Source organism: Primorskyibacter sp. S87 (assembly GCF_049801055.1).
GTDB lineage: Bacteria > Pseudomonadota > Alphaproteobacteria > Rhodobacterales > Rhodobacteraceae > JBNAGF01.
Window position 1 is genome coordinate 71377 of sequence record NZ_JBNAGF010000003.1, and the last position, 13357, is coordinate 84733.

The window sequence follows — 13357 nt, forward strand, 5'->3', positions numbered from 1 at the left end:
GAGCGAATGGGCAGGATGGACGAGGTTTCCCATCCCGCCCACTGCTCAGTTCAGCGTGTTCTTATAGATCACGCCGTCTTTCATGATGAGGTTGATGGTTTCGATGCCCCGCTTGCGAGGCTCTGCGTTGAACCACTTCGAATTACCGCCAAGCACAGTGATGTCCTCAAGTGGGTTTCCATCGACGAGCAGAATGTCGGCGTAGGCGCCTTCCTCGATAACTCCAAGAGGTGCGGGGTAGGGATTGCTACCGCCAGTCAGGGCAGCAAGTTTACCGCCGGTGGATGTCATCGCTTTCAGAGTTTCGTAGTTTCCGAAAGTATCCGCGAAGATCCATTTTTCGTGATCCCGATGATGGCGTGCGGCCATTCCATTGGTACTTACAATGTCGATTGAGAACACAATGTTCGGCTTCACCTTTTTGATGACTTCCGCGAAATTTTTTGTTCCCTCTTTCATCATAAGTGTTCTGGCGTATTCAAATGTTGAAGGATTGCCATAGACCGGATGCGTCAGGATGTCTTCGCTCATGACGGCTGCAATGTAAGGGGAAATGAAGGCACCTTTTTCCTTCATCAACATGGCCGTGTCTTCCTGTAGGAACTGTCCATGTTCAATCGACATGACACCCAGATCGAGCGCACGGCGAATGGCTTCATCAAGATAAAGGTGCGCTGCAACATAGGTTCCACGTGTCGCCGCTTCTTCTACTGCGGCGATAATTTCAGCGTCGGTGTATTGAGAGGCCTCAAAGGGACCTTTATTGCTGGCAACACCACCAGCCATCATGATTTTCATATGGGTTGCGCCCGCATTAAAGTTCCTGCGAACGGCTGCTCGAACTTCATCAGGGCTGTTTGCAATGTGATATATGCCATTGCGCCAGGTGCTACTCTGCTGGGGACTTGTCTGGCTTTCAAACAAGAGATCACCGTGACCAGCGCTTTGGCTGATCATCCCGGCAGCGCTGTAGATGCGAGGTCCTTCCATTAGGCCATTGTCGATGACACGTCGCAATCCATCGGCCATGCCCCCCATGTCACGCACTGTCGTGAACCCATCGTAGAACCACTCCAATGCAGCAGACGAGGCATGTCCCGCCATATAGTCCCACCGGGCCATTTCCATGCCCGGACGCCCGCCGTCCATAGAAAGGTTAAAATGCGTATGGCTATCAATCATGCCCGGCATCAAGGTGCGTCCCCGGCCGTCGATGACATTGGGCGACACTTTGACGGTCTGCGTCCCTTCTTCGCCCTCGATGATGAAGTTGTAGCCACTGCTGCCACTATGAATTTCTGAATACAATGGCCCACTCGGACCAGCTTGCACTTCCCATGTACCGGTCTCTGGAATGTCTTCGGCGACCTTGTGGATCTTGTTTCCGACAACAAGAACATCCAGGTCCAGAAGACCATCGGTGTTCCCATCAAAAACCATGACGTTCTTGAACAAAGTGACGGAAGGTGGTTCCTGCTGCGCAAGAGCAGTCCCAGCTACCAGCACCATGGCTGAGAATGTGAATGTCGCTAAAGTACGCGTAAACTGCCTGATCATATCAACTCCATGAGCTCATGGTCGATCTTGAAACGACCCTTTCCGATCCAGACTATGGCAGCTTCTCGCGCGGCATGTCTGACCATGACCTTAGGTCGGGAATTTTCCAATTAGGAAATGGTCAGGTTTTCCGCATTTTTTCTAGAAAGCCAGATACAGAAGTGGCACGAGTCCGGGTAGAGGGAGCGAATATGTTCGGGAATCGCAAAACACCTAAAGACTCTGACCTACCATTGGTGCGGGCAACAGTGCTCGCACCGGTCGTCGCGGGTTTGCGCGCGCGGGGGCGGGATGCTGATGATGTCTTCGCACATCTGAGCTTTGACGCGGCAACAATGATCGCACCTGAGCAATTTTTGTCACATGAAACCGTATATGCAGCCTTCAATGCCGCATCTGAAGCCGAAGGAGCAGATTTTTGCACTCGGGTTGGCCAGTCTGTTGATCTCAAGCGCTTCCTTCCAAAAGGGCAGGAGCTTGCAAAGGCCTATACGCTGGGTGACTTGTTCACACGTTTCACCCAGATTGTTTCGAAGGAGTCAAATGCAGTCACTCAGTCCTTGGTCGTAGAAGACGAATATGCTTACTTTGCGGCCCGGCGGCATTTTCGGTCGTCCATCTCACCTGCACAAGCCGATGGATTCATGATCGGGATCTGGATTTCACTGCTGCACCGAGTGATCGATTTCCGTTGGGATCCGCGCGAGATCGTATTGCAACTGGCCGACCCTAACGTTTTGCCCAAACAGTTTTATGGGGTCACGGGCATTCCGTCCGGCGAACGAGGGTTTTCGATACGCTTCCCATCCATCTGGCTGAACCATCGCCTCTCAGAGGACATGTTGGAGAACAACCCCGAGTATCACCCATCAGTCATGGAACTTGCTGCCCCGCTCGATTTTTTGACCGGGTTCGAAGACATCGTCCGGTCCCGGTTGTCCGATCCGGCGTTCACAGCGGAAGAGGCCGCGCGCTCGGTTGGTTTGCATCCAAACACCCTGAATGCGCGTCTGTCAGAACGTGGTGAGACAACATCCAAGGTCATTGCACGTATGAAACGTGAGAAAGCGATTGAACTGTTGGGTGTGAAATCCTGCTCTGTCAGGGATGCCGCTCAGCAACTGGGGTTTTCCGACCCGACCGCATTCTCACGGGCTTTCCGGAGGTGGACTGGTCAGTCCCCACAGGCTTTCAAGCGCCCTTACAGGGAACCAGAACATTGACCTTAACGATAATCATTGCGCTCCTGTCGGCGTTCTTCCTCCTGGCGAGCTCAATCAAACTTGCGGGTTGGCAAAGGAAGATCTTCGAAGCACAGCTCGCGATGTTCGAAAGCTATGGCCTCAATCGGCAGGCCATGTTTTTGGTCGGTATCGTCGAATTGTTCGGGGCTGTCTCAATCTGGTTCCAGGGATCGGGGCTAGGTTCACTCGGGGCGGCTGCACTTTTGGCAACATCCGTGGGTGCCATCTTCTGTCACCTGATCTTTGACTCCTGGAAAGACGGTATCCCCGCAATGATAACAGCGGCTCTTTCTGCATTTGTGCTTTGGCACGGTTGGAGCAGCATTAAATCGGTCTTCACGTGAACCGCAGAGTCGATTTGGTTGTCCCAGGGAGGCTGTTCAGAAGGTTCTGAAGCAGGAAGCTGCCGTTCATGTATGTTCATCGAAATAGCAATTGAGCGCCGAAAGCGCCAGTTGACGCCAACGAGCCGGGCGGCCGGTTTGTCCGCATAGCTGACCCTTATGTCGAACGCAGCGAACGACCACTCTCCACCCTCTTTGCGCTGAGCTTACCCAATTCCGCTCCTTCTGCAAGGATTAGATATTCAAAGCTTTAGTAAGTCTGGACATCATTTCAGCTTGTAGGTGAAATTTATGCGACGTTATGGGCAAATTCTGCAAAATTATGGGCAAAATGCAGCGTTATGCGCACACCTACAAACCACTAGAAGTCTAGGTTCTCTACACTTAGTGCGTTCTTTTGGATGAACTCCCGGCGCGGTTCTACGACGTCGCCCATGAGTTTGGTGAAAAGATCGTCCGCCTCTACCATGTCATCAACGTGAACTTGCAACAGGGTACGTGCATCCGGATCCAATGTGGTTTCCCAGAGCTGATCGGGGTTCATTTCACCCAAGCCCTTGTAGCGCTGGAGGGAGAGACCTTTTTCACCTTCTTCAAGAATGGCTCGCAGTAGTGAAAGCGGCCCGTGAATCACCTGCATTCGGTCCTTGCGCACCAAGGTTGCCGGAGTGTTGTAGGTTTCCTGCAAGCTCTGGGTGAAGCTGCCTGTCTTTCTGGCTTCTCCAGACCGCAGCATCGGGCCATCAAGCGTCCGGACTTCTTCAACGCCGCGCAATATGCGAGCAAGGCGGATACCGTGATCTTGCGTGATCCGGCCTTGCCAGCCGCGCTCGTACTCCAGAGCAATCAGATCAAGTCTCGCTGCAACTTTGTCCGCAACCCCTTGCAGGTCGGCATCAACTGCGCCCGGCACGAAAGCTCCGGCCACGGCAGCCTGTTCAAGGATATGGCGCGGGTAGTGGGTCGGAAAGGCGTCGATTACGCGCTTGAGCTGGCGCGCTTCGTCGACGATGCGGGTCAGGTCGGCACCGATGATTTCTTCGCCTGACCCAAGCTTTAGCACCGCGCCTTCGACGCCTTGATTAATCAGATAGTCATCCATCGCCATCTGGTCTTTGAGATAGACCTCGGACTTGCCGCGGCTTACTTTGTAGAGCGGTGGCTGTGCAATGTAGAGATAACCGCCTTCGATCAGTTCTGGCATCTGTCGGTAAAAGAATGTCAGCAGCAGCGTGCGGATATGTGCGCCATCCACGTCGGCATCGGTCATAATGACGATCTTGTGGTAGCGCAGCTTTTCGATATTGAACTCGTCCCGGCCGATCCCGGTGCCGAGCGCCATCACCAGGTTTCCGATTTCCTGGCTCGACAGCATCCTGTCAAATCGTGCTCTTTCGACGTTCAGGATCTTACCCTTGAGCGGTAGGATCGCCTGGGTCATCCGGTCTCGCCCCGTCTGTGCGGAGCCACCGGCGGAATCTCCCTCGACAAGAAACAGTTCAGTTTTGGCCGGGTCTTTTTCCGAGCAATCCTTGAGCTTTCCGGCAAGATAGTTCACGTCCATTGCCGTTTTGCGCCGGGTCAGTTCCCGCGCCTTGCGGGCCGCTTCGCGGGCAAGCGCGGCTTCTATGATCTTGCCGACGATTTGTTTGGCTTCGTTCGGGTTTTCCTCGAACCATTCGCTCAGTTTTTCGTTCACAAGGCTCTCGACCACCGGACGCACCTCGGAAGACACTAACTTGTCTTTGGTCTGCGATGAGAACTTGGGATCCGGTACCTTGACCGACAGAACGCATGTCAGACCCTCGCGGGCATCGTCGCCGGTAAAGCTGACCTTTTCCTTCTTGGCGATGCCCGAACTTTGGGCATAGTTGTTGATCGTCCGTGTCAGCGCACCCCGGAAACCCGCAACATGTGTGCCGCCATCGCGCTGCGGGATGTTGTTGGTAAACGGCAGAACCGTCTCATGATAGCTGTCGTTCCACCACATGGCGATTTCGATCCCGATATCGTCCTTTTCGCCAGTGATGTAGATCGGGGAGTCCATGACCGGGGCTTTGTGTCGGTCCAGATACTTGACGAACTCCTTCACGCCACCTTCGTAGAACAGCTCGGTTTCCAGTCGCTCGGCTGGGCGCTCATCGATCAGAATGATTTTGACGCCTGAGTTCAAAAAGGCCAGTTCGCGCAGTCGCTTTTCCAACGTCTCGAACGAAAATTCGAGGTTGGAAAACGTGTCTGTCGAAGCAAGAAACCGCACCTCCGTGCCGGTCTGCTCGCCGCAATCGCCCACCACCGTCAGGTGCTCGGCGGTCTCGCCGCGTTCGAAACGGGCGACATGCTCCTTGCCATTGCGCCAGATCCGCAGTTCCAACCAGTCGCTGAGCGCGTTTACCACCGATACGCCCACGCCATGCAACCCGCCGGATACCTTGTAGGAGTTGCTGTCGAACTTACCGCCAGCATGCAGCTGGGTCATGATGACCTCGGCTGCCGAAACGCCTTCCTCGGGGTGGATATCGACGGGGATACCGCGCCCGTTGTCGCTGACTGACACACTGGAATCCGGGTGGATTTTCACGGTCACCGCGTCCGCGTGTCCTGCAAGCGCTTCGTCGATGCCGTTGTCCACGACCTCGTAAACCATGTGATGCAGGCCCGAGCCGTCATCGGTATCTCCGATGTACATACCGGGCCGTTTGCGGACTGCTTCCAACCCTTTGAGAACCTTGATGGAATCGGCGCCATATTCGGTCTGGGGCTGCTCGTTTTCGGACATTCGCGTGTTCCTTGGAATTTTTCCAATTTTATACGAAATTTGGTCAGGATTGTCACGCATTTGAACCTGAAAACCTGCATTCCCGCGGCCACTTTTTTTGGCCAATCGGTAGGTGCTGAAACTATTGTTGGAAAGCCGGACATTTTAGGTAAATGGGATGATCAAACCAACGCAAATCAGCAGTGATCCGGCCACCAGATTTGTGCGCCTTAGCGCTGATGGGGATGACAAGAAACCGCGCACCCGATCTATCATCGCGGCCAGTCCGAGATTGCCCAACAGGGGAACGATCTGGGACACAAAGACGATGGCGATGACATCGGGGATTGTCACTTGTGTCAGGTCGAAAAACCCCGGCAACAACCCCATATAAAACAAGATCGCTTTTGGATTCCCGAGGATCACAACTACCCCGGCCGCAAATCCCGCCCATCCGCCGCCTTTGGTCAATCTACTGTCTGCGGCTATTGACCGATCGGCTGTTTGGATCGTCCGGATACCCATCCAGACAAACATGATGACCGCCACCGCTTTGAGTCCAACAGAGATCTGCGCAGAAGCCGAGGTGAGCCATCCCACCCCTGCAATGGCCAGCACCGGCCAAAGCATGTCTCCCACGACCACGCCAAGCGCGAGCGGCCAGGCTGCCTGAAACCCGCCGGACAATGTGCGTGCGGTCAGCGCCATCCAAACCGGCCCCGGGGTCAGAAACAGCACAAAGACCGCGGCCGCATAAAGCAGCAGATCTGAAGCGGACAGGGTCATCCTGGTTTCATATGCGAGGTCCCGTCGCGCTCAGTCACTTCAAAACGCTGGGCACGGTCGCCCAGCTCTGCGAATAACTCGGGACCGGTGCCAGTCATCCAGGCCTGAGCCCCTAGTGCCGAAATCTCGTCATACAACGCCGCCCGGCGGCCCGCGTCCAGATGCGCGGCCACCTCATCAAGCAAGACGATTGGCGGCGCTCCGACTTGCTCAGAAAGGGCTCGTGCATTTGCAAGGATCAATGACACCAGCAGGGCCTTCTGTTCCCCAGTGGAACAGTCTCGTGCAGGCACATCCTTGGCCGCGTAAACCCCGATCAGATCTGATCGGTGTGGGCCAACAAGCGAACGGCCTGCCGCCATGTCGCGCGCCCGGCTCTCGGTCAGTGCATGGACAAGGTCCGTTTCGTTGGCTGGCATTTCTTCTTCCGACTGGTTCAGCTCCAGATCTGCGGTCGGGAAGCCTGTCTCGGCCCGGTCCTGCGCCGATTTCAGAAGGTTCAACGCAGAAATGCGGCCCTGATGGATGCGGTGACCCGATGTCGCCATTTGCGCTTCCAGAGCCACATACCAGTGCGCATCCCGGACCTGTTCCTTCAATAGTCGGTTTCTTTCCCGCATCGCTTTTTCATAGGTCAGGGACGCTTCGGCATGAGTGGGGTCGAAACTAAGGGCCATCCGATCGAGAAAACGCCGGCGGCCTTCAGCGCCTTCGATCCACAGCCGATCCATGGACGGAACCAGCCAAACAACCCGTGCAAGCTGTCCCAACGCCAGTTGGCTTGCGGGTTTTTCATCGATCCGAACCTGACGTGCGGCCCCGCTGTCCGATGCAATCTCGATTTCGAAGTTGCGTGCGCCGGATGCCAGGAGGCCGTTCAGCTTCCAGCCGAGCGCTTCCGGGCGTCGGGTCATCTCGGCCGCGCTTGCTCTTCGCATACCGCGACCGGGCGAGAAAAGCGAAACGGCCTCAAGCACATTCGTCTTTCCGGCGCCGTTCGGACCAAAAAGAGCCACTGGACGCCCGTCCAATGTGAGACGCGCCAATTTATGCGACCGGAAATGCGATATCGTGAGCGCGGTCAGTGCCAGCACGAACCCGCCCCTTTCACCTTGACAGAAACTCTCCCAAAGGAGGCATCACGCAGCCTTGCGATCACACGCGCATCGGCATGACCACGTAGACTGCACTTTGGTCGTTGCCCTCACGCATCAGGGTCGGGTCGCCTGACGAGTTGAACATGAACACCGCGTTTTCGCGATCAACCTGTGACGCGATTTCCAGCAGATATTTTGCGTTGAAACCGATCTCCAGCCGTTCATCACCGTATGCCACGACCAGCTCTTCTTCGGCCGCACCGCTGTCCGGTGCATTGACCGACAACACCAGGCGATCCTCTTCGAGCTGCAACTTTACAGCACGTGACCGTTCCGAGGACACGGTCGCAACACGATCCACCGCTTGCGCAAACTCCTGCGCATCCACTTCCATTCGACGCGTGTTGCCTTGCGGGATAACCCGCGTGTAGTCGGGGAAGGTGCCATCGATTACCTTCGATGTCAGAGTGATGTCCGGAGTCGCAAAGCGGACCTTGGTTTCGCTGACCGAAACCGCGATATCCATCTCATCATCATCGAGCAACTTGCGAAGCTCACCGACAGTCTTGCGTGGAACGATCACGCCAGGCAGGTCAGCGGCCCCATCCGGCAGATCAGCGTCGATCCGGGCGAGGCGGTGCCCATCAGTCGCTACACAGCGCAGAGCTTTGCCGCCCTCAGCTTCGGCAACATGCATGTAGACGCCGTTCAGATAATACCGGGTTTCTTCTGTCGATATCGCGAATTTCGACTTGTCGAACAGCCGCCGCAGCATGGCTGCCGGCGCCTTGAAGTTTGACTGGTACTCCGAGGATGCCATGACCGGGAAGTCCTCTTTCGGCAGTGTCGCCAGAGAGAAGTTCGAGCGTCCGGCCTCAACCGTCAGCCGGCCTGCAGCGCTGTCGGCGGTCAGGGTCACCAGTGCGCCGTCCGGAAGTTTGCGCACGATTTCATGCAATGTGGTCGCCGCAACTGTTGTTGCGCCAGCACGTTCCACCATTGCGGCAGTCTTGTCCACGACTTCGATATCCAGATCCGTGGCGCGAAACTGCACCGTATCGCCTTCGGCCTCGATCAACACATTGGCCAAGATCGGAATGGTGTTACGGCGTTCGACTACCGACTGGGCTTGAGACACGGCCTTGAGCAGAGCGCCGCGTTCGATGCTGATCTTCATATCCCTTTATCCTTCGACATGGCCGGGACAGGCACCGTAAAGGGTTCGCCCGTCGGCACAAGTTTTTTATGGATTTGTCTGTTGGAATTCCGCAAGCGTCAAGGGGCGCAGCCCCTTGACTTGCCCATTCGGCGTCTATCGTGTGCCGATACACACAATCGGCGACCTGCGGGAACGGAAAAGGCCCCGGATCTGAAATCCGGGGCCGCAAAATCGATCAGACTGCCAGTTCAGGCTTCCAGTGCGCGGCGCAGCATCTCGACGTCTTCGGCGATCTGCCCGTCCGTCACCTTGAGCTCTTCGATCCGTTTGACGCCATGCATTACGGTCGTGTGGTCGCGTCCGCCAAAGCGACGCCCGATTTCCGGCAGGGAGCGGCTGGTCAACTGCTTGCACAGATACATCGCAACCTGGCGCGGACGAGCGTAGGAGCGCAGCCGTTTCGGGCCGATAATGTCGCTGAGGCGGATGTTGTAATAGTCGCTGACCTTGCGCTGGATTTCCTCGACCGAGATCTTACGTTCCGAGGCGCGCAGTACATCCGCCAGACAATCCTGCGTCAATTCCATATCTATTTCGCGACCCACAAGCGACGCAAAGGCGAACAGGCGGGTCAGAGCGCCCTCAAGCACCCGCACATTGGTCGAAATCCGGTGTGCAAGGAATTCCAGAACACCTTCGGCAATCACCAGATCGGGATAGGTGCTGCGGTACTGCTGAACCTTGGTCTGCAGGATGCCAAGTCGCAGCTCGTAATCCGTTGGATGCAGATCGACGACCAGACCGCACTGTAGCCGCGACTTCACGCGATCTTCCAGATCCTTGATCTCGCCCGGAGCCCGGTCAGCCGAAATGATGATCTGCTTGTTCTGATCAACCAGCGCATTGAAGGTGTGAAAAAACTCTTCTTGCGTGGAGTCTTTCCCGGCAATGAACTGCACGTCATCCACCATGAGAACATCTACTGACCGGAAGAGGTGTTTGAAATCCATCATTCGGCGTTCGCGCAGTGCCTGCACAAATCGGTACATGAACTGTTCTGCAGAGAGATAGAGGACATTGAGTTCGGGTTTTTGACGGCGCAACTCCCAGGCGATGGCATGCATCAGGTGCGTCTTACCAAGGCCAACCCCGCCGTAGAGCACGAGCGGGTTGAAGGTCACAGGCCCGCCTTCGGATACGCGGCGCGCCGCAGCATGCGCAAGTTCGTTGGGCTTGCCCACCACAAAGGTTTCAAAAGTAAAGCGCGGATCAAGCGGAGCGGCCTGCAATGCCTCCAGCGAGTCGGAGCCGGCGCTCCGGGCGGGTGCGGAGGTCAGGGCCGTTTCGGACGCGTCGGTTTCAACGCCTTTGGGTGCTGTGTTCTGAACTGGCCGGGCCGTCGAATTGGCGGCCACATTGAAAGCAAGACGCTGCACTGATGCACCATACGTATTCAGTTCGTAGATGATAAGATCAGCGAAATTCTGGCTAACATAGTTCCCCATGAAATTGGTCGGAACCGTGAACACTGCAACCCCATCCTGCAGTTGTTCGAATTCCAAGGGTTCAATCCAGGTCTTATAGTTATTCTGCCCCACCGTCTTGAGTAGCCTCTGCCTAAGCTGTCCCCACTTCTCTTGAGTCATCTATCGCCTCACGTATCCCAAAGTTTTCGCCTTTCGGCGTTGCCCATCATTGACCGGTTGCCCGGTTGGATCCCCCAATGGGGTGACACACGTGACAGCACTGCGCCCCCTGCGACAGGCGCATCAGCTTTGTTTCAAGCCAAGCAACGGAAAACACAGAACAGAGCCATCAAGAAAGATGGAAACCGTCCAACGTCACCGTTACGCACACATGTATCGACAGGGCGTCGGATCCGAATGTATCGGAGCAGACGACAAAACAATGTAATCGGGCCCAACAGTTCCCGACACACTGACATTTGCCTAGGAGCCTAACTGATGCCCGTCAGTCCGGCCCGGTGGCAGCCTGTCCCCCCAAGCGAGTGAATCGCTGATCAAGTGGTAGCAATTTCTCCGGCAAGGCGGCAACGAAACTCTGGTGTTGACTCGGGGTTTCGTCGCAAAGAATCTCTCGCTCCTGCAGCAATGAGATTTTCTGGCAACAGCCGCAAAAAAATAGGCGCTGCTTGACGCAACGCCTTTGCCTAAACGGCCTGTTGGGGAATCGCGGTTACGATCAGCCCAGAGCTTTGACCCGCGTGGACAGGCGCGACATCTTACGAGCGGCGGTGTTCTTGTGGAACACGCCCTTGGTCACACCGCGCATCAGTTCGGGCTGAGCGGCACGCAGGGCTGCGGTTGCGGCTTCCTTGTCGCCAGATTCGATGGCTTCTTCAACTTTGCGAAGGAAGGTACGGATGCGTGAACGACGGGCTTTGTTGACGGCGAAACGCTTTTCGTTCTGACGGGCGCGCTTCTTTGCCTGGGGCGAATTTGCCATGGTTGGTCTGACCTCTACTAGGTTCGGTTGTGTCTCTATAGCGCATTGGCACACCTGACCCGGATCCTGACCACCGGTCTGATTCTAGCCTGAGCGGGCCGCACGCGCATGTATAGCGGCGCTCATTATTCCAAAACCGGGCCTTTGCCAAGTCGAAAATCAAAGCGGCCAAACCGGCCCCGGACGTGATCCGGGGTCCGGCAGATTCGTTTGTATGTCACTTGTCGCGGAATTGCGCCTGACGCTTTTCGAGGAAGGCGGCCATGCCCTCCTTCTGGTCCTCTGTCGCGAACATCGAGTGAAAAACCCGCCGTTCGAACAACATGCCTTCGCTTAGCGGCAACTCATAGCTGCGATTCACGGCTTCTTTGGCGGCCATAGACGTCAGCAAGGATTTCTCGGCGATCTTCTGGGCGGCGCCCATCGCCTCTTCCATCAGTTTCTTGGCAGGAACCACTCGACTGACTAGCCCGGATCGCTCGGCTTCTTCGGCGTCCATGAAACGTCCGGTCAGGTTCATGTCCATCGATTTGGACTTGCCGACAAAACGTGTAAGGCGCTGACTGCCTCCCATACCGGCAATCACGCCAAGGTTGATTTCGGGTTGTCCGAATTTCGCCGAGTCGGCGGCAATGATAAAGTCGCACATCATTGCCAGTTCGCAGCCACCACCCAAGGCGTATCCGGCAACGGCAGCAACGATTGGCTTGCGGATCGCGGTAATACGGTCGTTGGCGTCGGCAAACAGGTTTGTTGTGAAAACGTCGACATAGCTCATCGACGACATTTCCTTGATGTCCGCTCCGGCGGCAAAAGCCTTCTCCGACCCGGTCAGGACGATGCAACGCACCTTGTCATTGGAATCGGCCTCCTCGAGCGCCTGGCAGAGTTCACCCAGAAGTTGCGTGTTCAATGCGTTCATCGCACTGGGCCGGTTTAGCTTGATTAGGGCTACGTGGTCTTCCACATCGACGGTGATCGTCTCAAAGGCCATGAGGGACTTGCTTTCGGTTGTTCCGTTCAGGGACGATTCCTTACCATGCAGAAACAGCGTTTCAAGCTATCTTTGGCATTGCGGACAGTAGAAAGAGGATCGCCCCGACTGAACGATTCGGGTGACGGTCCCGTGGCAGTCTGGGTTCCGGCACGGGTCGCCCTCGCGGCCATAGACATCGAAGTTGTGTTGAAAATATCCAAGCTCTCCATCGGCTTGACGGAAATCTCGTAGCGACGAACCGCCAGCCTCGATGGCTTCGTTCAGGACCTGCCGGATAATTGGAACCAGGGCCGCGACCCGAACTGACGAGATTTTTCCGGATTTGCGACGTGGCGAAATTCCGGCGCGAAACAGAGTTTCACACACATAAATGTTTCCCAACCCGGCGACGATTCCCTGATCCAGCAGCGCCGCCTTGATCGGAGTGTTCCGGTTTTTGAGTGCAGCTGTGAGATGGGGTTCGTGAAAATCGTTCCCCAGTGGTTCCGGTCCCAGTACCGAAATCAACTTGTGATCATTGGCCCGTTCGGTTTCCAAAAGATCCATCGCGCCGAACCGGCGCGGATCGTTGAAGGTGACGCGGGCTCCATTCTCCATATGAAACACAACATGGTCATGTTTTTGCTTCGGCGGGTGGTCATGCACGAATTGCCCCAATGGATCGCCGGACACGGTCATCCGGCCCGACATGCCCAGATGAATCAACAAGGTTTCGCCAGTGTCGAGTTCGGCAAGGATGTATTTGGAACGCCGCCGCAGCCGCAAAACGCGCGCCCCGGTCAACCGCTCAGCCATTCTGTCCGGAAAAGGCCAGCGCAGATCGGGGCGGTTTACGTCGGCCTTGGCAATCCGCTCGCCCTCCATGGCGGGTGCCAGTCCTCGTCTTACGGTCTCGACCTCGGGCAATTCCGGCATTAAGGGGCTCCTATCCAATGGGCCGCATTGTGCC

The 13357-nt window shown here is 56.0% G+C and carries 11 protein-coding genes; 2 read left to right on the top strand and 9 right to left on the bottom strand.

Features of this window, described 5'->3' with window-relative positions:
• Nucleotides 1-45: 45 nt before the first annotated feature.
• Nucleotides 46-1557 carry an amidohydrolase family protein gene (locus tag ACP15U_RS06525; RefSeq protein ID WP_425044340.1) on the bottom strand — a complete coding sequence of 504 codons (1512 nt, stop codon included), beginning with the start codon at nucleotides 1555-1557 and terminating at the stop codon, nucleotides 46-48.
• Between the two features lie 191 nt (nucleotides 1558-1748).
• Between ACP15U_RS06525 and ACP15U_RS06530 the strand changes: the two genes are divergently transcribed.
• Nucleotides 1749-2780 carry a helix-turn-helix domain-containing protein gene (locus ACP15U_RS06530; protein WP_425044341.1) on the top strand — a complete coding sequence of 344 codons (1032 nt, stop codon included), beginning with the start codon at nucleotides 1749-1751 and terminating at the stop codon, nucleotides 2778-2780.
• Entirely contained in the window at nucleotides 2777-3145 is a 369-nt protein-coding gene (locus ACP15U_RS06535) for a DoxX family protein (protein WP_425044342.1), read from the top strand. Before ACP15U_RS06530 ends, ACP15U_RS06535 begins: the two co-directional genes overlap by 4 nt.
• A 361-nt stretch (nucleotides 3146-3506) precedes the next feature.
• Here the strand turns inward: ACP15U_RS06535 and gyrB are convergent, their stop codons facing one another.
• The 8 genes from gyrB to mutM form a co-directional block, all read right to left on the bottom strand.
• Nucleotides 3507-5924, bottom strand: coding sequence for a DNA topoisomerase (ATP-hydrolyzing) subunit B (gene gyrB / locus ACP15U_RS06540; protein WP_425044343.1), 2418 nt, complete (start codon nucleotides 5922-5924; stop codon nucleotides 3507-3509).
• A gap of 144 nt (nucleotides 5925-6068) precedes the next feature.
• The gene (locus tag ACP15U_RS06545; RefSeq protein ID WP_425044344.1) at nucleotides 6069-6689 is read right to left on the bottom strand and encodes a LysE family translocator; all 621 of its coding nucleotides are present in this window, start codon (nucleotides 6687-6689) and stop codon (nucleotides 6069-6071) included.
• Entirely contained in the window at nucleotides 6686-7783 is a 1098-nt protein-coding gene (recF, locus tag ACP15U_RS06550; protein WP_425044345.1) for a DNA replication/repair protein RecF, read from the bottom strand. The genes ACP15U_RS06545 and recF overlap by 4 nt, the downstream gene beginning before the upstream one ends.
• A gap of 61 nt (nucleotides 7784-7844) precedes the next feature.
• A complete protein-coding gene (gene dnaN / locus ACP15U_RS06555) occupies nucleotides 7845-8963 on the bottom strand; it encodes a DNA polymerase III subunit beta (RefSeq protein WP_425044346.1) in 1119 nt (372 codons plus the stop codon).
• A 230-nt stretch (nucleotides 8964-9193) separates the two neighbouring features.
• A complete protein-coding gene (gene dnaA, locus ACP15U_RS06560) occupies nucleotides 9194-10591 on the bottom strand; it encodes a chromosomal replication initiator protein DnaA (RefSeq protein ID WP_425044347.1) in 1398 nt (465 codons plus the stop codon).
• A 556-nt stretch (nucleotides 10592-11147) separates the two neighbouring features.
• A complete protein-coding gene (rpsT, locus tag ACP15U_RS06565) occupies nucleotides 11148-11411 on the bottom strand; it encodes a 30S ribosomal protein S20 (RefSeq protein WP_425044348.1) in 264 nt (87 codons plus the stop codon).
• Nucleotides 11412-11628: 217 nt separating this feature from the next.
• Nucleotides 11629-12405 carry an enoyl-CoA hydratase gene (locus ACP15U_RS06570; RefSeq protein ID WP_425044349.1) on the bottom strand — a complete coding sequence of 259 codons (777 nt, stop codon included), beginning with the start codon at nucleotides 12403-12405 and terminating at the stop codon, nucleotides 11629-11631.
• A gap of 66 nt (nucleotides 12406-12471) precedes the next feature.
• Entirely contained in the window at nucleotides 12472-13323 is an 852-nt protein-coding gene (mutM, locus tag ACP15U_RS06575) for a bifunctional DNA-formamidopyrimidine glycosylase/DNA-(apurinic or apyrimidinic site) lyase (protein ID WP_425044350.1), read from the bottom strand.
• Nucleotides 13324-13357: the final 34 nt, after the last annotated feature.

What these genes read in the sequence shown, in the direction of transcription:
- ACP15U_RS06525 (WP_425044340.1), bottom strand. Translation starts at nt 1,557, where the DNA reads ATGATCAGGCAGTTTACGCGTACTTTAGCGACATTCACATTCTCAGCC.
- ACP15U_RS06545 (WP_425044344.1), bottom strand. Translation starts at nt 6,689, where the DNA reads ATGACCCTGTCCGCTTCAGATCTGCTGCTTTATGCGGCCGCGGTCTTT.
- gyrB (WP_425044343.1), bottom strand. Translation starts at nt 5,924, where the DNA reads ATGTCCGAAAACGAGCAGCCCCAGACCGAATATGGCGCCGATTCCATC.
- dnaA (WP_425044347.1), bottom strand. Translation starts at nt 10,591, where the DNA reads ATGACTCAAGAGAAGTGGGGACAGCTTAGGCAGAGGCTACTCAAGACG.
- ACP15U_RS06530 (WP_425044341.1), top strand. Translation starts at nt 1,749, where the DNA reads ATGTTCGGGAATCGCAAAACACCTAAAGACTCTGACCTACCATTGGTG.
- ACP15U_RS06570 (WP_425044349.1), bottom strand. Translation starts at nt 12,405, where the DNA reads ATGGCCTTTGAGACGATCACCGTCGATGTGGAAGACCACGTAGCCCTA.
- rpsT (WP_425044348.1), bottom strand. Translation starts at nt 11,411, where the DNA reads ATGGCAAATTCGCCCCAGGCAAAGAAGCGCGCCCGTCAGAACGAAAAG.
- dnaN (WP_425044346.1), bottom strand. Translation starts at nt 8,963, where the DNA reads ATGAAGATCAGCATCGAACGCGGCGCTCTGCTCAAGGCCGTGTCTCAA.
- mutM (WP_425044350.1), bottom strand. Translation starts at nt 13,323, where the DNA reads ATGCCGGAATTGCCCGAGGTCGAGACCGTAAGACGAGGACTGGCACCC.